The 21157-nt window shown below is 72.3% G+C and carries 13 protein-coding genes; 5 read left to right on the top strand and 8 right to left on the bottom strand.

Translation table 11 applies throughout. The annotated features are described in order from the left end of the window. Positions 1–24: 24 nt before the first annotated feature. From ACFVDP_RS23110 to ACFVDP_RS23100, 3 genes are read right to left on the bottom strand one after another with little or no spacing between them, the layout of a single operon-like run. Positions 25–2424 (bottom strand): xanthine dehydrogenase family protein molybdopterin-binding subunit, encoded by a 2400-nt coding sequence (locus ACFVDP_RS23110; RefSeq protein WP_383492507.1) that lies wholly within the window; start codon positions 2422–2424, stop codon positions 25–27. Positions 2425–2428: 4 nt separating this feature from the next. Next, positions 2429–3001: a (2Fe-2S)-binding protein gene (locus ACFVDP_RS23105; RefSeq protein WP_383492504.1), complete on the bottom strand. Its 573-nt coding sequence runs from the start codon at positions 2999–3001 to the stop codon at positions 2429–2431. Continuing rightward, a complete protein-coding gene (locus ACFVDP_RS23100; RefSeq protein WP_383492501.1) occupies positions 3001–3897 on the bottom strand; it encodes an FAD binding domain-containing protein in 897 nt (298 codons plus the stop codon). The genes ACFVDP_RS23105 and ACFVDP_RS23100 overlap by 1 nt, the downstream gene beginning before the upstream one ends. Positions 3898–4235: 338 nt before the next feature. Between ACFVDP_RS23100 and ACFVDP_RS23095 the strand changes: the two genes are divergently transcribed. Continuing rightward, positions 4236–5915, top strand: coding sequence for a PucR family transcriptional regulator (locus tag ACFVDP_RS23095; protein WP_383492498.1), 1680 nt, complete (start codon positions 4236–4238; stop codon positions 5913–5915). A gap of 130 nt (positions 5916–6045) precedes the next feature. Beyond that, the gene (locus ACFVDP_RS23090; RefSeq protein WP_383492495.1) at positions 6046–6807 is read left to right on the top strand and encodes a hypothetical protein; all 762 of its coding nucleotides are present in this window, start codon (positions 6046–6048) and stop codon (positions 6805–6807) included. Between the two features lie 253 nt (positions 6808–7060). Here the strand turns inward: ACFVDP_RS23090 and ACFVDP_RS23085 are convergent, their stop codons facing one another. Continuing rightward, positions 7061–7795: a GntR family transcriptional regulator gene (locus ACFVDP_RS23085; RefSeq protein ID WP_383492492.1), complete on the bottom strand. Its 735-nt coding sequence runs from the start codon at positions 7793–7795 to the stop codon at positions 7061–7063. Positions 7796–7936: 141 nt separating this feature from the next. Between ACFVDP_RS23085 and ACFVDP_RS23080 the strand changes: the two genes are divergently transcribed. Continuing rightward, entirely contained in the window at positions 7937–8791 is an 855-nt protein-coding gene (locus ACFVDP_RS23080) for a (2Fe-2S)-binding protein (protein ID WP_383492489.1), read from the top strand. A gap of 186 nt (positions 8792–8977) precedes the next feature. Further along, positions 8978–10051, top strand: coding sequence for a DUF2637 domain-containing protein (locus ACFVDP_RS23075; protein ID WP_383492487.1), 1074 nt, complete (start codon positions 8978–8980; stop codon positions 10049–10051). 27 nt (positions 10052–10078) lie between these two features. Here the strand turns inward: ACFVDP_RS23075 and ACFVDP_RS23070 are convergent, their stop codons facing one another. Next, positions 10079–10501 (bottom strand): ATP-binding protein, encoded by a 423-nt coding sequence (locus ACFVDP_RS23070; RefSeq protein WP_383492614.1) that lies wholly within the window; start codon positions 10499–10501, stop codon positions 10079–10081. Positions 10502–10755: 254 nt separating this feature from the next. Here ACFVDP_RS23070 and ACFVDP_RS23065 point away from each other — a divergent pair, with 254 nt between their 5' ends. Further along, positions 10756–13821 (top strand): alpha-mannosidase, encoded by a 3066-nt coding sequence (locus ACFVDP_RS23065; RefSeq protein ID WP_383492484.1) that lies wholly within the window; start codon positions 10756–10758, stop codon positions 13819–13821. A 36-nt stretch (positions 13822–13857) separates the two neighbouring features. Here ACFVDP_RS23065 and ACFVDP_RS23060 read toward each other — a convergent pair whose 3' ends face one another. The 3 genes from ACFVDP_RS23060 to ACFVDP_RS23050 form a co-directional block, all read right to left on the bottom strand. After that, entirely contained in the window at positions 13858–15603 is a 1746-nt protein-coding gene (locus tag ACFVDP_RS23060; protein WP_383492481.1) for a pyruvate dehydrogenase, read from the bottom strand. A gap of 101 nt (positions 15604–15704) precedes the next feature. Further along, entirely contained in the window at positions 15705–17213 is a 1509-nt protein-coding gene (locus ACFVDP_RS23055) for a protein phosphatase 2C domain-containing protein (protein ID WP_383492478.1), read from the bottom strand. 132 nt (positions 17214–17345) lie between these two features. Beyond that, a complete protein-coding gene (locus tag ACFVDP_RS23050; RefSeq protein WP_383492475.1) occupies positions 17346–21098 on the bottom strand; it encodes a S8 family serine peptidase in 3753 nt (1250 codons plus the stop codon). Between the last annotated feature and the right edge of the window lie 59 nt (positions 21099–21157).

The following is a 21157-nucleotide window of genomic DNA, read 5'->3' as shown; positions in this document are numbered from 1 at the left end:
ACCGGCATCCCGCGGAGGGCGGGACTAGGCCGAGGCCGTGCCCGTCAGGTGCTCGGGCCGGACCGGAGTCCGGTTGAGCTCGAGACCGGTCGCGTTCCGGATCGCCGCGAGGACGGCCGGGGTGGACGACAGGGTCGGTGCCTCGCCGATGCCGCGCAGCCCGTACGGGGCGTGCTCGTCGGCGAGTTCGAGCACGTCGACCGGGATGGTCGGCGTGTCGAGGATCGTGGGGAGCAGGTAGTCGGTGAAGGAGGGGTTGCGCACCTTCGCCGTCTTGGGGTCGACGACGATCTCCTCCATCACCGCGATGCCCATGCCCTGGAGGGTGCCGCCCTGGATCTGTCCGACGACGGACAGCGGGTTGAGCGCCTTGCCGACGTCCTGGGCGCAGGCCAGTTCGATGACCTTGACCAGGCCGAGTTCGGTGTCGACCTCGACGACGGCGCGGTGCGCGGCGAAGGAGTACTGCACGTGGCCGTTGCCCTGGCCGGTGACCAGGTCGAAGGCCTCGGTGGGCCGGTGGCGCCACTCCTCCTCCAGCTCGACGGCCTCGCCCTCCAGTACGTCGACCAGGTCCGCGAGGACCTCGCCGCCGTCGGTGACGACCTTGCCGCCCTCCAGGAGGAGTTCGGCCGTCGCCCACGCCGGGTGGTAGGTGCCCATCTTGCGGCGGCCGATCTCCAGGACCTTCTCGCGCACCAGCTCGCAGGCGTTCTTGACGGCGCCGCCGGTGACGTACGTCTGCCGGGAGGCGGACGTCGAGCCGGCCGAGCCCACCTGGGTGTCGGCGGGGTGGATGGTGACCTGCGCGACGCCGAGTTCGGTGCGGGCGATCTGCGCGTGGACGGTGATGCCGCCCTGGCCGACCTCCGCCATCGCGGTGTGCACGGTGGCGACGGCCTCACCGCCGACCACCTCCATGCGCACCTTGGCGGTGGAGTAGTCGTCGAAGCCCTCGGAGAAGCCGACGTTCTTGATGCCGACCGCGTAGCCGACACCGCGGACGACGCCCTCGCCGTGCGTGGTGTTGGACAGGCCGCCCGGCAGCTGGCGCACGTCGGAGCCCTCGCTGGACTCCCACTGGCGCTCCATGGGCAGCGGCATCGCCTTGACGCGGCGCAGCAGTTCGGCGACCGGAGCGGGTGAGTCGACCGGCTGCCCGGTCGGCATGATGGTCCCCTGCTCCATGGCGTTGAGCTGGCGGAACGCGACCCGGTCCATGCCGATGACGTCGGCGAGCTTGTCCATCTGCGCCTCGTACGCGAAGCACGCCTGGACCGCGCCGAAGCCGCGCATGGCCCCGCAGGGCGGGTTGTTGGAGTAGAGCGCGATCGCCTCGATGTCGACGTCGTCGATGACGTACGGGCCGACGCTCAGCGAGGAGGCGTTGCCGACGACCGCGGGGGAGGCGGAGGCGTAGGCGCCGCCGTCGAGCACGATCCGGCACTTCATGTGCGTGATCTTGCCGTCCTTGGTCACTCCGTGCTCGTAGTGGAGCTTGGCGGGGTGGCGGTGGACGTGCCCGAAGAAGGACTCGAACCGGTTGTAGACGATCTTGACCGGCTTGTTCGTGCGCAGGGCGAGCAGGCAGGCGTGGATCTGCATCGACAGGTCCTCGCGGCCGCCGAACGCGCCGCCGACGCCGGCCAGCGTCATGCGCACCTTGTCCTCGGGCAGGCCGAGGACGGGCGCGATCTGCCCGAGGTCGGAGTGCAGCCACTGGGTGGCGACGTACAGGTCGACGCCGCCGTCCTCGGACGGCACGGCGAGACCCGACTCGGGGCCGAGGAACGCCTGGTCCTGCATGCCGAAGACGTAGTCGCCCTCGACGACGAAGTCGGCGCGCTTCGCCGCCTCCTCGACGTCGCCGCGGACGATCGGCTGGCGGTGCACGATGTTCTGGTGCGGGACGTGACCGGCGTGGTGGTCGTCGCGGCCCTCGTGGACGAGGATCGCGTCCGGCGCGGTCGCGGACGCCTCGTCGGTGATGACGGGCAGCTCGCGGTACTCGACCTTGATCTTGGCGGCCGCGCGGCGCGCGGTCTCCGGGTGGTCGGCCGCGACCAGCGCGACGGGCTCGCCGTGGTGGCGGACCTTGCCGTGCGCGAGGACCGGGGTGTCCTTGAACTCCAGGCCGTACGTCTTCACTTCGGTCGGCAGGTCGTCGTAGGTGAGGACCGCGTAGACGCCGGGGGTGGCGAGGGCCTCGCCGGTGTCGATGGAGACGATCTCGGCGTGCGCGACCGTGGAGCGCAGGATCTGGCCCCAGAGCATGTCCTCGTGCCACATGTCGGACGAGTACGCGAACTCGCCGGTGACCTTGAGGGTGCCGTCCGGGCGGAGCGTGGACTCGCCGATGCCGCCCTTGGTCGGGGCGCCCTGCGTGACGTCGAAGGGGATACCGGTGGTGCGGGTGTCAGCCATGTCCTCAGACCTCCTCGGACTGGCGCGCGGCGGCGAGCCGTACCGCGTCCATGATCTTCTCGTAGCCGGTGCAGCGGCACAGGTTGCCCGAGAGCGCCTCGCGGATGTCCGCGTCCGACGGGTTAGGGGTGCGCTCCAGCATCTCGTCGGCGGCGACGAGCAGACCGGGGGTGCAGAAGCCGCACTGGACGGCGCCGGCGTCGATGAACGCCTGCTGGATCGGGGCGAGTTCGGAGCCCTCGCCGGTCTGCGAGTCGGTGCCCTTGGCGGACCAGCCCTGGGCCTCCTGGAGCGTGGTGCCGTGCGAACCGCCCGCGCAGGAGCGCTGGTGGGCGAAGTCGGCGAGCCCCTCGACGGTGACGACCTCGCGGCCCTCGACCTGTCCGGCGGCGACCAGACACGAACAGACCGGGACGCCGTCGAGCCGGACGGTGCAGGAACCGCACTCGCCCTGCTCGCAGGCGTTCTTGGAGCCGGGCAGGCCCATCCGCTCACGCAGTACGTACAGCAGGGACTCGCCCTCCCACACGTCGTCGGCTTCCTGCCGGCGGCCGTTGACCGTGAAATTGACGCGCATTACGCCACGCCCCCCATCGTGTTCGTGGTGCGGAAGGACTCCCAGGCCCAGGTCAGCGTGCGCCGGGCCATGATGCCGACGGCGTGCCGGCGGTACGAGGCGGTGCCGCGTACGTCGTCGATCGGGTTGCAGGCGGCGGCGCACAGGTCCGCGAACTGCTTGGCGACCGACGGGGTGACGATCTTGCCGTTGTCCCAGAAGCCGCCCTCGTCGAGCGCGGCGTTGAGGAACTGCTCGGCCTCCTTGGCGCGGACGGGGGTGGGGGCGGCGGAGCCGATGCCGGTGCGCACGGTCCGCGTCTCGGGGTGGACGGCGAGCCCGAAGGCGCACACGGCGATGACCATGGCGTTGCGGGTGCCGACCTTGGAGTACTGCTGCGGGCCCTGCGCCTTGGGCAGGTGCACGGCGCGGATCAGCTCGTCGGGCGCCAGGGCGTTGCGCTTGACGCCCGTGTAGAACTCGTCGATCGGGATCATGCGGGTGCCGCGCACCGACTCGGCCTCGACCTCGCAGCCGCCCGCGAGGAGCGCGGGGTGGGCGTCACCGGCCGGGGAGGCGGTGCCGAGGTTGCCGCCGACGCCGCCGCGGTTGCGGATCTGCGGCGAGGCGACGGTGTGCGAGGCCAGCGCGAGGCCGGGCAGCTCGGTGCGCAGCTCCTCCATGATCTTGGTGTAGGGGACGGAGGCGCCGAGCCGGACCGTGCCGTCGGCTCCCTCTCCCACCTCCCACTGGCTCAGCTCGCTGATGCGGTTGAGGTCGAGCAGGTACTCGGGCCGCCGGTGGTCGAAGTTGATCTCGACCATCACATCGGTGCCACCCGCAATCGGCACAGCCGTGGGGTGCTCGGCCTTGGCGGCGAGCGCCTCCTCCCAGCTGGCGGGGCGAAGGAAGTCCATGAGCGGCTCTCTTCTTCGTAATCGTTCGGCGTCGTGCGTGGATCGTTCGAATCGTTCGCGTCGTACAGATGTTCAGTGAGCGTCTGGCGAAGCGATCGAGCCACGGATGTGCGGATCACAGAGGCTCGTTCATGTGCTGTTCACGCGGAGTGGGCCCAGTACACAGGGGTGTACCGCACGGGGGTCAGTCACGGAAACCATGAAGGAGTTGGCTGACCAAGACGGGTGTCTTGTAGATTCGTATGAATGGAGGGCATCAGTAACCTCTCCGTTTCCCCTGGGAAACGGGCGACGCACTCCCCCACGCACACTTCGAGACAGATCGGCGGCGACGAAGAATGCGGCTGCGCGCATTGCTGGACACGGACGCGCTGGGCCTCAGGCTCCTCGGCGGCGAAGGAGAGCTCGACCGTACCGTCCGGGGCGTGATGACCACGGACCTGCGGGACCCGAGCCGCTATCTGTCCGGCGGCGAGCTGGTCCTCACGGGCCTGGCCTGGCGCCGGGACGCGGCGGACTCGGAACCCTTCGTACGGATACTCAACGCGGCCGGGGTGACGGCCCTGGCGGCCGGCGAGGCCGAGCTGGGCGCCGTCCCGGACGACCTCGTCCAGGCCTGCGCACAGCACCGCCTCCCGCTCTTCGCCGTGAACGAGTCGGTGGCGTTCGCGACCATCACGGAGCACGTGGTGCGCCAGGTCTCCGGCGAGCGCGCGGGCGACCTCGCCGCGGTCGTGGACCGGCACCGGCGCCTGATGACGTCCGGCCCCACGGGCGGCGGCCCCGACGTCGTCCTCGACCTGCTCGGCAGCGACCTGGACCTGCGCGCCTGGGTGCTCTCCCCGGCCGGGCGGGCGATAGCGGGCTCAGCCGCCGGCGGGCCCGAGCTGCCCCGGGAGGTCTGTGCCCGGCTGGCCGCCGAGCACCTGTCGGCGACCCGCACGGGCCGCCGCGCCCCGCACCGCGTCACCGTCGAGGGGAGCACGTACTCGCTCTTCCCGATCCGCTCCGGGGCCCGCGGCGCGGCCCTCGCGGGCTCCCGTGACGTGCGCGAGACGGTGCTGTCGGACTGGCTGCTCGCCGTCGAGGCGGACGCGGGCGACTGGCCCGAGGAGCGGCTCGACCTGCTCCAGGGCGTCACCCAGCTGATCTCCGTCGAGCGCGACCGGCGCGACGCGGCCCGTACGGTACGCCGCCGGCTCGCCCAGGAAGTGCTCGAACTGGTCCAGTCGGGTGCCGCCCCGGCCGAGATCGCCGCCCGGCTGCGGGTCGCCGCCCCGGTGCTGCTGCCCGGGCTCGGCGCGGCTCCGCACTGGCAGGTCGTCGTGGCGAAGGTCGAGTGGGAGGGCGGTGACATCGAGGGCGGCCCCGTCGCCCAGTCCCTCCTGGAGGAGATCCTCGTCGACCCGCTGTCCTCCGGCCCCGAGCCGTCCGACCGGATCGCCGTGGCGCACACCGGCGACGAGGCGATCGCGCTCGTCCCGCTGCCCGCGGTGCCGACGGAGGAGAACGGGGCGGAGCAGGGCCTGATCGCCGACGCACTGCTCGCCTCCGTACGGGATCCGCTGTCGGCGGGGCTCGCCGACGACGGGCGGCTGACCATCGGCGTCAGCGCCGCCGTGCACTCGGCGGAGGGACTGCGCGGCGCCCTGGAGGAGGCCCGGCACGCCCGCCGGGTCGCGGGGGCCCGCACGGGCCTGGTCTGCGCCGCGGGCCACCAGGAGCTGGCCTCGCACGTCCTGCTGCTCCCCTTCGTCCCGGACGACGTGCGCCGCGCCTTCACCGCCCGGCTCCTGGACCCGCTGCGCGACTACGACCGCAAGCACCGCGCGGAGCTGATCCCGACCCTGGAGGCGTTCCTCGACTGCGACGGCTCGTGGACCCGCTGCGCCTCGCGGCTGCACCTCCACGTCAACACGCTGCGCTATCGCGTCGGCCGAATCGAACAGCTGACGAACCGTGATCTCTCCCGCCTGGAGGACAAGTTGGACTTCTTCCTGGCCCTGAGGATGAGCTGATGCGCAACCCCATGCCTTTGTGAATTCTTTCACCTAACCCCTTGGCCCCGTGCCGTGATCCGTGCTGAGATGCCCCTCATCAACTCGGCTCGATGGCGTGCTCGGGGAGGGCAACGTGGCGCATCCCGCCATGTCTGGTACGGGAACGAACGCAGGGGACGATCCACTCCAGACCGCGGTGTGGCGGCTGCGCTCGCGCGGCTGCTGGGCCGACGCGGCGGCGCTCCTCGACCGGCACGCGGTCGGCGACCCGGCCGCCGCGCTCCAGCGGGCGGCGCTGCTCGGTGAGCGCTGTCTCTACACGGAGCAGGGCTGGGCCGAGGCCGAGGACGCGCTGCGGGCCGCCGAGGCGCTGGCCCACACCGACGAGGAGCGGGGTGCCGCGGCCTGTGAGCGCGGTCAACTCGCTTACGCCGCTACGTTGTTGAAGGTCCGGGACCGGGTCGACGAAGCCCGCTCCGCGTTCGGGCGGGCGGCGGCGCTGATCGCTCCCGGCGCGGCCGGGCGGGCGCTGCTCGACTTCCGGCGCGGGCTGATGGCGGAGAACCTGTCGGACGCGCCGCAGGCCGCCCGTGCCGCGTACCGGCGCGCCCATGCCGGGGCCACGGCCCACGGTGACCCTCTCCTGCTCTCCTTCACCTGGCGGCATCTGGCCGGGCTCGCGCTGCGGGAGGGGGAGCTGGCGGAGGCCCGCCGGGGGTTCGCCGAGTCGCTGCGGCTGCGCGAGGAGCTGGGCTTTCTCGTGGGTACCGCCCCCGCGCTGGTCTCCCTGGCCGAGGCCGAACCCGAACCGGAGACCAAGGCCCGCCTCACCGCCGAGGCCACCCGCCTCTTCCGCCTCCTGGGAGGGGTCCCGACGTGGCTGGCGGGCACCTTGCCTGCGGCGGCGTAGACATTCGTCGCGGGCTGGTCCGTACCCCGCCGGGGGTGCGCTCTGATCGCGGCTCAGCATCCGCCCCGCCAGGGGCGCGGGGAACTGCGCGACCAGCCCCCACCGGGGCCGCACCCGCGAACGGCGCTGAACTGGCCGCCCATTAGGCGCTCACCCCGCGCCGGGGTGCCGCCTTGCCCACCCTGCCGCCCCAGGCGGCAGATTGCCCAAGACGGGCGGGGCTCGCCCAGGGCGGGTGGGGGCAGATCGCGGATCAGGCGTTGTAGTGCGCGTCCAGGACGTGGTGGAGGGACAGCGTGTCCTGGGATTCCAAGGCGTCGAGCAGCGCCACATGTTGCCCGGCATCGACCGCGAGGTCACAGGCCGACCAGATCATCCGGCGCCGAAGATCATCAGCAACCCGCACCAGCTGCTCGTTCCCCCCGAGCCCCAGCACGGCCCGATGAAAGGCCCGGTCCGCCTCGACATAGCGCGCGACATCCCCACAGGCGGCCGCCGAGACGGTCTCCTCGGCGACGGGCCGCAGGGAGGCCCAGCGCCCGGCCGGCACCGCGCGAGCGAGCCGCAGCACCACCGGCACCTCGATGAGCGCCCGCACCTCGGCCAGCTCGGCCAGCTCCCGGGCGGTCCGCTCGGTCACCCGGAACCCGCGGTTCGGCACGACCTCGACGGCGCCCTCCCGGGCCAGCAGCTGCATGGCCTCGCGCACGGGCGTGGCCGAGACCCCGAACCGCTCCCCCAGGACCGGCGCCGAGTACACCTCGCCGGGCGCCAGCTCACCGGAGAGCAGCGCGGCCCGCAGGGCGTCGAGGACCTGCCCGCGCACCGACGTCCGCTCGACGGTGACCCGCGGCGCGGGCGGCTCGCTGTGGGTGTGGTCACCCCGGCTGCGCTCGGAGAGTGCGGCGGCGGAGTCGGCACCGCGCTGCTCCGGCACCGCGAAAGGCGCGACGCGTGGTCTGGCCTGCTCCACCCCGGTCATCCCCATCGCCGCCGTTCCTAGCCGTTCGTCGCTCTTTGTCCCTATCCCAACCCAGAACCATAGGGCGCCCGGCCCGCAGTTCAAACCCCGAAAACGTCGGGTAAGGTAAGGCTTACCTGCAAACGATCCCGATTCGGTGGTCCCTGCATGACTCTCCTCACCCCGGCGCATGCCGCGACGGACAGCGCGGTGTCGGCCGCGTACGCCCGCCTCACCGAGGTGTTCCCGAGCCTGCGCATCATCGAGCTCGGCCCGGACGAGCCCCTCCCCCACGGCGCGGGCTGGGTCCGCACCGAGGACCTGGCGCAGCAGGGCCCCGCCCTGGACGCCTTCCTGGCCTGGGACAACGCGCAGGTTCTCAAGGACTACGGGCAGCAGGCCCGCCCCGACGTCATCGCCAGCTTCGGTCTGCACCGCTATGCCTGGCCCGCCTGCCTGCTGATCACCGCCCCCTGGTTCCTGCACCGCAGGGTGCCGCGCTTCCCGGCCGCCCACGTCTCCTTCCAGCGGGCGCTGGGCCGGATGGCCGTACGCGTCACCGACTTCGCCTGCCTGCCCGACGACCCGGCGGCGGGGCTGCCCGGCGCCCACGTCGTCCCCGACGAGGAGGCGCTGCGCGCGGAGGTCCGCGCGGCGGTCGCCGACCACCTCCTGCCCGTCCTGAGCGGCTTCGGGCCACGGATGCGGCGCGGCCCGCGCGCCCTGTGGGGCATGGCGACGGACGAGATCGTCGAGAGCCTCTGGTACGTCGGTCATCTGCTCGGCGAGGAGCGGCGCGCGATGGCCGAGCTGGAGGAGCTGCTGCCCGGCACCACGAAGCCGTACGTCGGCCGGGCCGCCTTCCGGGAGCTGACCGGACCGGAGGGCGAGGCCCTGCCCACCCGGGACCGCGCCAGCTGCTGCCTCTTCTACACGCTGCGCCCCGAGGACACCTGTGTGACCTGTCCGCGCACCTGCGACGCGGACCGCATCGCACGCCTCACGGCTACCACAGCGGCCTGAACCACTCGTACGAGTGACGTAAATCGAACTCAACTTGCTTTTCTCCAGCGGGAGTTCGAGCGTACGACCGCTTTACGCGCCCCCTTGCACTCCAATGGCGTTCTCTTGTCCCGAAACCCCCTGCGGGCTCGGACGGCTGGGCCACTATGGCGCCCGAAAGCCCTACCGCAACGCAAGGGACCCCAGATGAGACTGACCGACATATCGCTGGACTGGCTGCTTCCGGGCGCCGTACTGCTCCTGGGTGGACTGGCGGCGGTTGCGGTCCTCGCGCGCGGCAGGCGCTCGGGGGACGGCAAGAAGGGCGGGTCGATGGACGAGACGTGGGAACGCAGCGAGGAGCGCCGCAGGCGCAAGGAGGCCGTCTACGGCACCGCCTCGTACGTGCTGCTGTTCTGCTGCGCCGCCGTCGCCGCCGCGCTCTCCTTCCACGGCCTGGTCGGCTTCGGCCGGCAGAACCTGAGCCTGTCCGGGGGCTGGGAGTACCTCGTCCCGTTCGGCCTCGACGGCGCCGCGATGTTCTGCTCGGTGCTCGCGGTGCGCGAGGCCAGCCACGGCGACGCCGCCCTCGGCTCGCGGATACTCGTATGGACGTTCGCCGGTGCGGCCGCCTGGTTCAACTGGGTGCACGCGCCACGAGGGCTCGACCACGCGGGCGCCCCGCACTTCTTCGCGGGGATGTCCCTGTCGGCGGCGGTCCTGTTCGACCGCGCCCTGAAGCAGACGCGCCGCGCGGCGCTGCGTGAACAGGGCCTGGTGCCGCGGCCGTTGCCGCAGATCCGGATAGTGCGCTGGCTGCGCGCGCCGCGGGAGACGTACAGCGCCTGGTCGCTGATGCTCCTGGAGAACGTCCGGACGCTGGACGAGGCGGTGGACGAGGTCCGCGAGGACAAGCGGCAGAAGGTGCAGAACCGGATGCGGCAGCGCGAGCACCAGAAGCTGGAGCGGGCGCAACTGCGGGCGCTCAGCCGGGGCCACCGCGGCCTGACCGGGCGCGGCGGCCGACAGGTGGAGGTGCCGGCCGTCGCCGCGTCGGCGGGCTCCGCGCAGGGCAGCACGGAGCCCGCCATATCCTCGGGAACCCAGCCTTCACAGGACCAGCTTCCGCTGCGCGCCCGGCCCTCGCTCCAAGCCGTCAGGGGCGGCACTGAGCAACCGCCCGTGACCGTCGACCTGACGGCCGAGGACGACACTCAGGCGCTGCCCCGGCTCGACACCCTGGAGCGCAAGCTCAAGGACCTTGAGCAGCAGTTCGGCTGACGTTCCGTCACACGGGTGCGGGCGGTGTCACAGGACGCCGCCCGCACCCGTGTGCAGTTCGAACCACACCACCTTCCCCACCCTTCCGGCGCCGAGCGCCGCGACGCCCCAGGCGTCCGCGAGCGACTGGACCAGCAGCAGACCCCGGCCGTGTGTGCTGTGCGTACCGTCGTCGGCGTTCGGTACCCGCAGCTTCGGCCGGTGGGCCGCTTCGTCCCGTACCTCCACTCGCAGGCCCCTGGGGCCCACGGTCGCGATGAGTTCCGCGTCCCGGTCGGTGTGCACCAGCGCGTTGGTGACCAGTTCACTGGTGAGCAGCTCGGCTATCTCCGTTCGTCCCGGCCTGCCCCAGAGCCGGAGCAGTTCGCGCAGTTCGCGCCTGGTCTCCGGTACCGCTCGCAGGTCCGCGCGGCCCAGCTTCCGCTTGAGCTGCCGTGGTGCCCCCTCCATCGTCGGGGCCACCCTGTCCTTGGTGTCGTGCACCTGCCGTTTCATTACCCCCGCCCACACGCCGATCACGATGCCTCTCTCGCTTCCGGACTCGCACTCCTCGGCCTGTCTGTCGAACGCGTACACGGCCATGCATTCCCCGCTGCTCTGTCCGCACTCCTGTTGATTCGTCCATCACCGACGGGGTGTCCACCGGCGGTGCGGGGAAGGGAAGCGAGGGATCCACGCGAGACGAGTACGGGAAAGGAGCCGCCGTGCACGACGACCGACAGCTCGTGGAGGGCCGACTCGATCGGGCGATGCGTCAGTTCGTACGACCCGCGCAGTACGCGCAGCGCACACCGCTGACACTGAGCGTGTGGCACGCGCCCGGTGAGCCGGTGCCCGTCGCCGAGGCGCTGAAGGCCGACTACGAACGTTTCGCACCCGGCACCGTCTGGGGCCGTCCCTGGGCGACCAGTTGGTTCCGCCTCGACGGGGCGGTGCCCGAGGATTGGGCCGGGCAGCACGTCGAGGCCGTCGTCGACCCCGGGTTCACCGGGCAGGGGCCCGGCTTCCAGGCCGAGGGGCTGCTCTACGACGCCTCGGGCGTCCCCCTCAAGGGCATCCACCCGCGCAACCGGCAGCTGACCGTGGCGCAGCGCGCGGTGGGAGGCGAACCGGTACATCTGCTGCTGGAGGCGGCGGCCAATCCGACGGTGATCCGGGACTTCACGCCCACCCCGCTAGGTGACGTGCTGACGGCCGGGGATCGCCCCGTCTACCGATTCCGCGCTGCCGATCTGGCCGTACTCGACGAGACCGTCTGGCATCTCGTGCTCGACGTCGAAGTGCTCTCCGAGCTGATGCACGAGCTGGACGCGGACCGGGGCCGGCGCCACGACATCCTGCGTGCCCTGGAGCGGATGCTGGACGCGCTCGATCTGCACGACGTGTCCGGCACGGCGGCCGCGGCCCGCGCCGAGCTGGCCGAGGTCCTGGCCCGTCCCGCGCACGCCAGCGCCCACCGGATCTCGGCGGCCGGGCACGCCCACATCGACTCGGCGTGGCTGTGGCCGCTGCGCGAGACGGTCCGCAAGGCGTCCCGGACGTTCGCCAACGTCACGGCGCTCGCCCGGGACTATCCGGAGCTGGTCTTCGCCTGCTCGCAGGCCCAGCAATACGCGTGGGTGAAGGAGCACCAGCCGCACATCTGGGAGCGGATCAAGAAGGCGGTGGCGGACGGCAACTGGGCGCCGGTCGGCTCGATGTGGGTGGAGTCGGACGCCAACATGCCGGGCGGCGAGGCGCTGGCCCGGCAGCTGGTCCACGGCAAGCGGTTCTTCCTCGACGAGCTGGGCGTGGAGACGGAGGAGGTGTGGCTGCCCGACTCCTTCGGATACACCGCCGCCTTCCCGCAGCTGGCGAAGCTGGCGGGCGCCAAGTGGTTCCTGACGCAGAAGCTGAGCTGGAACCAGACGAACAAGATGCCGCACCACACGTTCTGGTGGGAGGGCATCGACGGCACCCGGGTCTTCACCCACTTCCCGCCCGTGGACACGTACAACGCCCAGTTCCACGCCCGTGAACTGGCCCACGCGGAGCGGAACTTCGCGGAGAAGGGCGGCGCGTCGCGCTCGCTCGTGCCGTTCGGCTGGGGCGACGGCGGCGGCGGTCCGACCCGCGAGATGCTGGAGAAGGCGCGCCGGCTGCGCTCGCTGGAGGGCTCGCCGACGGTGGAGATCGAGAAGCCGGCGGCGTTCTTCGAGGCCGCATATCAGGAGTACGGGGAGCGGGCGCCGGTCTGGTCCGGCGAGCTGTACCTGGAGATGCACCGGGCCACGTACACCACGCAGGCCAAGACGAAGCAGGGCAACCGGCGCAGCGAACACGCCCTGCGCGAGGCCGAGTTGTGGTGCACGGCGGCCGCGCTGCGCGATCCGTCGTACTCGTACCCGTACGACGATCTGGACCGGATCTGGAAGACGGTGCTGCTGCACCAGTTCCATGACATCCTCCCCGGTTCGTCGATCGCCTGGGTCCACCGGGAGGCCCGGGAGACCTACGCACGCGTCCTCGCCGAGCTGGACGCGCTCACGGCCGACGCGGTGCGCCGGCTCGGCGGCGGGGAGCCGTCGGCGCTCAACGCGTCGCCCTACTCGCGCAGTGAAGTCGTCGCGCACGAGGGTCAGTTGGTGCACGTGAACGTCGACGGGCTCGGCGGCAGGTCGCTGGCCGAAGCCGCGGCGCACACCCGTGGTCCCGGCGCGCACGCGGCGGCGACCCGGGAGGCGGACGAGAAGATCGTGCTCGCGAACGAGTACCTGACCGTGGCCATCGATGCCGACGGGCTCCTCGCCTCCGTGCGGGACCTGGAGCACGGCGGCCGCGAGGTGCTGACCCCCGGCGCCCGCGGGAACCTCCTGCAACTGCACCCCGACCACCCGACCCAGTACGACGCCTGGGACCTGGACGCCCACTACCGGCACACCCGCACCGATCTGACGGACGCCGAGTCGGTGGAGCTGGTCGAGGACGGGCCCCTGCGGGTCACGGTGCGCGTCGTCCGCTCCTTCGGGAAGTCCCGTGTCACCCAGGAGTACCGGCTCGCCGCAGGCAGCCGCCGCCTGGAGGTGGTCACGGACATCGACTGGCAGGAGTCCGAGAAGGTCCTCAAGGCGGCCTTCCCGCTGGACGTGCACGCCGAACGGTCCGCCGCCGAGATCCAGTTCGGCCATGTGCAGCGGCCCACGCACGCCAACACCGGCTGGGACGCGGCCCGTTACGAGATCTGCGCGCACCGCTGGCTGCGGGTCGCGGAGGAGGAGTACGGGGTCGCGCTGCTCAACGACTCGACGTACGGCCATGATGTGACGCGGGCACCGCACGGCGAGGGACTCGGCACCACCGTCCGGCTGACGCTGCTGCGCGCCCCGCACAGCCCCGATCCGGAGACCGATCTCGGCACGCACCGCTTCACGTACGCGCTGCTGCCGGGCGCGACGACGGGGGACGCGGTGGCCGAGGGGCTCGCGCTCAATCTGCCGCTGCGGATCGCGGACGCGCCGGACGTCGCCCCGCTCGTCGCGGTCGACCATCCGGCGGTGACGGTGGAGTCGGTGAAGCTCGCCGAGGACCGCAGCGGCGATGTCGTCGTGCGGCTCTACGAGTCGCGGGGCGGCCGTGCGGCGGCGACGCTGACGACGTCGTTCCCGGTGGCCGGCGCCGACGAGACGGACCTCCTGGAGCGTCCGCTGCACCCCGCGGCCACGTCGGACGCGGGCCTGTCGCTGGCCCTGCGCCCGTTCCAGATCGTGACGCTGCGGCTGCGGCCCGCCTGAGCCGCGGCCGCGGGTGCCGCGCCCTGCGGCGGATCGTCAGGGGCGCGGCACGTTGCGCAGGTTGGAGCGGGCCATCTGCACCATGCGGCCCACCCCGCCGTCGAGGACGATCTTGGAGGCGGAGAGCGCGAAGCCCGTCACCATCTCGGCGCTGATCTTCGGCGGGATGGACAGCGCGTTCGGGTCGGTGACGATGTCGACGAGCGCCGGGCCCTTGTGCTTAAAGGCGTCCTTCAGCGCGCTCTCCAGCTGCTTGGGCTTCTCGACGCGCACGCCGTACGCCCCGGCGGCCCGTGCGACGGCGGCGAAGTCGGGGTTCTTGTTGGTCGTGCCGTAGGACGGCAGACCGGCCACGAGCATCTCCAACTCCACCATTCCCAGAGCGGAGTTGTTGAAGAGGACGACCTTCACGGGCAGGTCGTACTGGACCAGCGTGAGGAAGTCGCCCATCAGCATCGAGAAGCCGCCGTCGCCCGACATGGAGATGACCTGCCGGTTCCGGTCGGTGAACTGGGCGCCGATCGCCATCGGCAGCGCGTTCGCCATCGAGCCGTGGGAGAACGAGCCGATGACGCGGCGCCGCCCGTTGGGCGAGATGTAGCGGGCCGCCCACACGTTGCACATGCCGGTGTCGACGGTGAACACGGCGTCCTCGGAGGCGAGTTCGTCGACGACGGAGGCGACGTACTCGGGGTGGATCGGGACGTGCTTCTCGACCTTGCGGGTGTACGCCTTGACGACGCCTTCGAGGTGGTCGGCGTGCTTCTTCAGCATCTTGTCGAGGAAGCGCCGGCTGCTCTTCGGCTTCACGCGCGGGGTCAGACAGCGCAGCGTCTCGCGGACGTCGCCCCACACGGCGAGGTCGAGCTTGGAGCGGCGGCCGAGGTGCTCGGGCCGGACGTCGACCTGGACGATCTTGACGTCCTTCTGCGGCAGGAACGCGTTGTAGGGGAAGTCGGTGCCGAGCAGGATCAGCAGGTCGCACTCGTGGGTGGCCTCGTAGGCGGCGCCGTAGCCGAGCAGTCCGCTCATGCCGACGTCGAAGGGGTTGTCGTACTGGATCCACTCCTTGCCGCGCAGCGCGTGGCCGACCGGCGACTTGATCTTCTCGGCGAACTCCATGACCTCGGCGTGCGCGCCGGCGGTGCCGCTGCCGCAGAACAGGGTGACCTTGCCGGCCTCGTCGATCATCTCGACGAGCTTGTCGATCTCGGCGTCGCCGGGGCGGATCGTGGGCCGGGACGTGACGATCGCGGTCTCGATGCCGCTGTCCGGGGCGGCCTCGTCGGCGACGTCGCCGGGCAGCGAGACGACACTGACACCCGAACGGCCCACAGCGTGCTGGATCGCGGTCTGGAGCACCCGGGGCATCTGCTTCGGGCTGGAGATCATCTCGCTGTAGTGCGAGCACTCGGCGAAGAGCCGGTCGGGGTGGGTCTCCTGGAAGTAGCCGAGGCCGATCTCGCTGGACGGGATGTGCGAGGCGAGGGCGAGCACGGGCGCCATCGAGCGGTGGGCGTCGTACAGGCCGTTGATGAGGTGCAGGTTGCCGGGGCCGCAGGAGCCCGCGCAGGCGGTCATCTGCCCGGTGATCTGGGCCTCGGCGCCCGCGGCGAAGGCGGCGGTCTCCTCGTGGCGTACGTGGATCCAGTCGATGGCGCTGTTGCGGCGGATGGCGTCGACGACCGGGTTGAGGCTGTCGCCGACGACGCCGTACATGCGCTTGACGCCCGCGCGGACGAGGATGTCGACGAACTGTTCCGCGACGTTCTGCTTGGCCATGACGTGTGTGCCCCTTCGGAACCCGGTGTCGGTCTCGGCCCCGGGCTCGGTCTCGGGGCCGATCACTGCTTCCGGGTTCCATGAATTCACACGGCGCCGCGTTACGCCTCCCAAACGGCGGCGGCCGTGCGATCGTCCGCGTACCCCTTGACCCTGACCTGGGTGTCCGCGAGGAACGCGGCGAGGCCCGGCGGCTCGGCGTCCGTCCAGCGGTCCGCGAGGTGGCGGGCCAGGTCCGGCTCGCCGCGCAGCGGCTCGGCGAGGCCCGCCGTGCACAGCAGCAGGGTGTCCCCCGGGCGGGCGACGGAGGCGCGGAACCGGAACGGGTCGCGGGGCGGCTGCGGCGCCGGTTCGTAGGGGCTGGGCGGGGTGGTGATGCCCAGGTCCATGGTGAGGTGGTCGCCCTCGGGCGTCTCGGCGGGCGGGGACGATCCGTACCCGACCACGGGCGCGCCGGTGCGCTGCTCGACGATGCTCGGCTCGATGTCCTGCCAGGCGCCGTCCCGCAGCCGGAACAGGCCGCCGCCGCCGACGCCGAAGTAGACGCGGGTGCGGCAGGCGGGGTCGGCCGGCAGGAGCAGGCAGCGCAGGGTGGCGCTGTACTCGTCGGGGTCGAGGCCCTGCTCGGCGGCGGCGGCGCGCAGCTTGCCCAGGCTGCGGTCGGTGAGCCGGTGCAGCCCCGACTTGAGGTCGCCGCGCCGGCCCGCCCTGATGTCCTCGGCCAGCCGGGCGTGGCTGAGCCCGACGGCCCGCCCGATCCAGTCGCAGACCTCGGCGGCGGCCCGGTGCGCGCCCGGGGTGGCGCGGGCGCCGGTCGCCAGCGCGACGAGGATCAGCGCGCCGGACCCGCTGCCGAAGCGTGCGGTCAGGAGGCTGTCGCGACGGGGCTCGCCCCGGTAGCGCGCGGAGTCGCCGCGCACGGAGGCCGCCCGCAGCACGCAGGAGCCGTACCGCGCCCCGTCGAGCACGGTGTCGGCCACGAGGTCGTCCAGGTCGTCGGGGTCCGCGACGGGCAGCGCGGTGGGCTCGGGCTCGTAGGTGGGCGGGCCGTCACCCACGTACGCGACCGTGGGCGGGGCGGGCGGCTCCGGCGGCCGGGCGGGAACCGGGGGCTCGGGGGGTTGTTCGGCCGCCGGGGCGGTCCGTGGGTCGGGGCCGGGAGGTGCCGCCTGCCGAGGGAGCGGGGCCGGGGGCGGAGGTGGACCACCGGGGCCACCGGGTGCGGGCACGGACGTGTCGGGCACGGACGCGTCGGGCACGGCGGCGGGTGCCCCGGCGGGCCGGGGCGGCGCCTTCGGGGCGGGCGGGCCGCTCGGTCCGGCCGTGTCGGACGGCAGCGAGGGCAGGCCGCCGGGTGCGGGCGGCTCGGGCGGCGGCGGATCCCACGGCGGCGGGGACGGGATCGCGGGCCGGTCCGCGGGCGCGGTCGTCACCGAACCGACCGAGGCGAAGCGGTCGTCCAGCGAGTCCGCGGCCGGGGTCGGACCGGTGTCGGCGGCGGCTGCCTCGTCCTCGTACAACTGCCCCCACCAGTCGTCCTCCCGGGACTCCCTGGACTTGCGGGATTCCTGGGACCGGTGGCCGGTGGACCTCTCCCCCTGCTGGCTCATGCCCTTATTGTCCACGTCACGGGCCGTACGAAAACGGGGCATCGGGAAAAACCCCCGCACAAAAGATCCGCCGGGCGGCCCCACCCCCCACGGGGAGACCGCCCGGCGGACCGGTTCGTGTGACGGCTCGAACTAGCGAACGTCGTACGCGCGGGTCACTGTCTGGGTGACCGAGGCGCCCTTCGCGTCGGTGAGCCGCACCTTCAGCGTGACCTGCTTGCCGGAAGCGCCCGCGTGGTCCACGGTCGCGGTCCAACTGCCGTCGTGGCGGGAGGTGGTGGCCTCCGTCCAGGTCTCCCCGCCGTCGTAGGAGTACGAGAGCGCGGCCTCGGTGAGGTCACCGGGCTTGTATCCCGCGTGGCCCGTCGCCGTCAGGGCGATCTTCTGGCCGCCCTTCGCGGCGAGGGTCTTGAGACCGTCCTCGGGAAGCGCCAGGTGCGGGAAGAGCAGCGGGACTCCCTGCGAGTAGACGTCCTCGTCGAGGTGCGAGCGGAACGACCAGGTCGTGCTCGTCAGGGTCGAGCGGTTCCAGACCTTGGAGCCGATCTTGGTGGTCTGGAGGGTGAGTTCGTACGCGGCGTCGTCGGCCGGGACCTCGAACACCCCGTAAGGCCAGGCGCTGCGCCCGATCTCCTCGCCGTCACGCGTCAGCTGCATGCCGCCGATGTCGCCGAACGAGCCCTGGACGCCCTGGTGCTGCCCGTCGCCCCAGAAGCCGGGCGCGACACCGATCAGGTTGCCCTGCCGCTCGGCGGCGAGGGCCTGCTCACCGGTGGCGGTCAGCGGCGTCGTGGGGGCGAGGACACCGCCGTACCACTCCTCGGTGCGCCGCTCGCCCTTCTTGTAGGTGCGCGCCGGGTCGCTCATGAACTCGCCGAACGGGAAGGCGCTGGACACCTCGTGGCCGAAGCCGGTGCCGCCCGTGGAGTACAGCTCGGTGCGGGTGGACGGCGCGGGGGCCGTCAGCAGGTCGCCGAAGCCGGCGGTCAGGCCGTTCGGGCGGGTCACCGACGGGAAGTCCAGGTAGTCGGCGGCGGTGCCCATCGCCCGGTACGTCGCCTTGTTCGTGGCGAGGTCGCGGTCGGCGACGCGGTAGGTGCGGTCGTCGCGCAGTTGGCCGCTCTCGGGGAAGGCCAGGGTGTAGCTGTACGGGCTCGTGGCCGTGGCCTTCCAGTGGAGCGTCGTGGCGCCGGAGGCGATGCGGGCGGCGAGCGCGGTGCCCTCGGCCGTCTCCAGGGCGAGCGTCGGCAGCGGGCCGCCGGTGAAGCCGGTCGCCGGGTACCAGCGGCCCGCGGCCTCGCGGTAGAGCACGACGCCCTTGGCGCCGGCCTTGGCCGCGGCCTGGGCGACAGCGGACGCGGAGCCGCCGTCGGGCAGCTTGACCAGCGCCAATTTGTCCTTGGATGCGGCCAGTTCGGCGGCCGTGCCGGAGCCGCCGTCGACGATTCCGGCGGTGCCGGTGCCGTCGAGGTTCGCGGAGTTGGTGGAGCCGGTCACCGGGTGCAGGGCGGGTCCGCCGACGACCCCGAACTCGCTGATCTGCGGGGCTGCGGCGCGCCAGAAGCTGTCGAACTCGAAGGTGCCGTCGGTCGCGCGGCCCTGGACGTCGGCGTAGTAGGCGCGCACCGTGCGCGAGCCCTGGATGGACGCCGAGTGCAGCCAGTTGTCGGTCCCGAAGGTGCGGGCGAAGCCGAGGGAGACGCCGCGCACCTCGCTGTCCCGGTCCGTCCTGATGCTCAGCTTGTGGGCCTTGCGGGCGTCCAGGACGACGGTGGTGTCCTTGGTGAGGGTCAGCTGGGGGCGGCCGAGGTAGGTCGCCGAGTCGACGAGCGTGCCCTGGGCGGCGGGCGTCGCGACGAAGCTGGACAGGAAGTAGGCGCCGGGGCGCAGTTGGTAGGTCTGGTCGGTGGCGCCGTCGTTCACGCGCCGCTCGCCGGACGCCTCGTCCATGCCGATGACGTCGAGCGAGGAAGCGCCGGTCGCGGGGTTGCCCTGCCGGTCGACGACCTTGACGCGCAGGGTCACCGTCTCGGGCTGCACGTACAGCGAGAACGGGGTGCTCAGGTGCACGCCGCCCGGTCCGGTGGCGAGGACGCGGCCGGTGACGTCGCCGTACTGGGCGGCCGTGAGGTGCGCCGCCGGGTCGAGGGTCAGCGGCACCCGGGCGGTGCCGCCCGCGGGGACCGTGACGGTGCGCGCGCCGAGGGCGGCGGTCTTCGAGCGGACCGTGGAGCCGTCGTTGCCGGTGACGCGGGCGACGGACAGGGTCAGCTTCACCGGCTTGCCGGTGGTGTTGGTGTACGGAACCTGGACGGTGGTGCGGTCGCTCTTGTCCTGGGGCCAGTTGAAGGTGCCGCCCTGGACGGCGTCGGCGCCGAGCACGGTCTGGTCGATCGCGGCCTTCACGTCGAGCCGGCCGCCGCCGGTCTCGCGCACGTCGCCGGGGATGCCGGCGTCGGCGGAGGAGACGAGGGCCTGCTTGATCTGCTGCGCGCTCCAGTCGGGGTGGCGCTGCTTGACGACGGCCGCGGCGCCCGCGACGTGCGGGGTGGCCATCGACGTACCGCTCATGGACTGGTACGCGTACACGCCCCGGCCGCCTGCCGCCGCGGCCTTGACGGCGACGCCGGGTGCGGCGATCTCGGGCTTCAGGGTGTGGGTGCGCTGGACGGGGCTGCGGCTGGAGAAGTTCGCGGTGGCGTCGTCGCTGTCGACGGCGCCGACGGTGAGCACCTCGGGGACGCAACCGGGCGAGGAGACCGTGTTGTTGTGCGGTCCCGAGTTGCCCGCGGCGATGACGAAGAGGGTGTTCTTCGCGGACCGGGCGAGTTCCTGGGTGGCCTGTGCCATGGGGTCGGAGCAGTCCAGCTCGGACGGGTTGCCGAGGCTCATGGAGACCACGTCGGCGCCCTCGTCGACGGCCCACTGCATTCCGGCGATGATCCACGAAGTGGCGCCGCCGCCACTGTCGTTCAGGACCTTGCCGTTGAGCAGGGTGGCCTCGGGGGCGACGCCCTTCTCCTTGCCGCCGCTCGCCGCGCCGGTGCCGCCGACGGTGGACGTGGTGTGGGTGCCGTGGCCGTTGTGGTCGTCGGCGTCGGCGGAGTCGGTGAAGTTCTTCGACGCGGCGACCCGGCCCTTGAGGTCGGGGTGTTCGGTGTCGACGCCGGTGTCGAGGACGGCGACCTTGGTGCCCTTGCCGTCGTAGCCCGCGGCCCACGCCTGATCGGCGTGCACCTGCTTCGTCGAATCGGCGAGCAGCGACTCCGCCTTGGCGTCGAGCCACAGCTTCTTCAGGTCACCGGCCGCGCGGGAGCGGGGAGTGGCGATGTCGGCCCAGAAGGCGGTGGCCTTCTTCTTGTCGGCCTTGAGGGCGACGCCGTCGATCGGGTCGAGGACGAGGCCGCGCTCGGCGCCGCGCGGGGTGGCGGGCACGCTGCGGGCGACGTCGACGGAGCGGTCGTAGGTGGCGATGAGCGGGAGTGTCGCGCTGTGCTGGTCGTCGTAGCCCTGCCGGATCAGCCCGGTGACGTTGAACAGTTCCTCGTCGACCCGGCCCGTGGCGAGCGCCTGCGCGGCGCCGTCCGGGTAGGCGTAGAGGTCCTTGCCGGAGCGGCGGGTCTGCAGCAGTGGCGTGGAGCCGTCCTCGGCGGGCAGGGCCGTCGCGGAGCTGTTGCCGTCGGCGTCGGTGGTGACCAGGACGCGGTCTCCGGTCACCAGGGTCACCGTCGCGGTCGTGGACGTCGCGGCCGCGGCGGTGCTGCCGACCAGTGGACGGCCATGGTCCGGGGCGGCCCCCTCCGCTGCCCCGGACGGCACGGCCACCGTGACGGCCAGAGCGGCGGCGGTCGCCGCCACCAGGGCCGTACGCGCTATCGGGCGCATCGCTCTCCCCAAGTGAATGCGCAGGTGAATACAGGGCAAAGCCCGTATTCCCGGCGGGT

Source organism: Streptomyces sp. NPDC057694 (assembly GCF_042799415.1).
Classification (GTDB): domain Bacteria; phylum Actinomycetota; class Actinomycetes; order Streptomycetales; family Streptomycetaceae; genus Streptomyces.
The sequence above is the reverse complement of the archived record's forward strand: the minus strand, read 5'-3'. Positions and strand labels throughout refer to the sequence as shown.

What these genes read in the sequence shown, in the direction of transcription:
- ACFVDP_RS23080 (WP_383492489.1), top strand. Translation starts at nt 7,937, where the DNA reads ATGACTCTCCTCACCCCGGCGCATGCCGCGACGGACAGCGCGGTGTCG.
- ACFVDP_RS23110 (WP_383492507.1), bottom strand. Translation starts at nt 2,424, where the DNA reads ATGGCTGACACCCGCACCACCGGTATCCCCTTCGACGTCACGCAGGGC.
- ACFVDP_RS23050 (WP_383492475.1), bottom strand. Translation starts at nt 21,098, where the DNA reads ATGCGCCCGATAGCGCGTACGGCCCTGGTGGCGGCGACCGCCGCCGCT.
- ACFVDP_RS23055 (WP_383492478.1), bottom strand. Translation starts at nt 17,213, where the DNA reads ATGAGCCAGCAGGGGGAGAGGTCCACCGGCCACCGGTCCCAGGAATCC.
- ACFVDP_RS23085 (WP_383492492.1), bottom strand. Translation starts at nt 7,795, where the DNA reads ATGGGGATGACCGGGGTGGAGCAGGCCAGACCACGCGTCGCGCCTTTC.
- ACFVDP_RS23060 (WP_383492481.1), bottom strand. Translation starts at nt 15,603, where the DNA reads ATGGCCAAGCAGAACGTCGCGGAACAGTTCGTCGACATCCTCGTCCGC.
- ACFVDP_RS23095 (WP_383492498.1), top strand. Translation starts at nt 4,236, where the DNA reads ATGCGGCTGCGCGCATTGCTGGACACGGACGCGCTGGGCCTCAGGCTC.
- ACFVDP_RS23105 (WP_383492504.1), bottom strand. Translation starts at nt 3,001, where the DNA reads ATGCGCGTCAATTTCACGGTCAACGGCCGCCGGCAGGAAGCCGACGAC.
- ACFVDP_RS23075 (WP_383492487.1), top strand. Translation starts at nt 8,978, where the DNA reads ATGAGACTGACCGACATATCGCTGGACTGGCTGCTTCCGGGCGCCGTA.
- ACFVDP_RS23070 (WP_383492614.1), bottom strand. Translation starts at nt 10,501, where the DNA reads ATGGAGGGGGCACCACGGCAGCTCAAGCGGAAGCTGGGCCGCGCGGAC.
- ACFVDP_RS23100 (WP_383492501.1), bottom strand. Translation starts at nt 3,897, where the DNA reads ATGGACTTCCTTCGCCCCGCCAGCTGGGAGGAGGCGCTCGCCGCCAAG.
- ACFVDP_RS23090 (WP_383492495.1), top strand. Translation starts at nt 6,046, where the DNA reads ATGTCTGGTACGGGAACGAACGCAGGGGACGATCCACTCCAGACCGCG.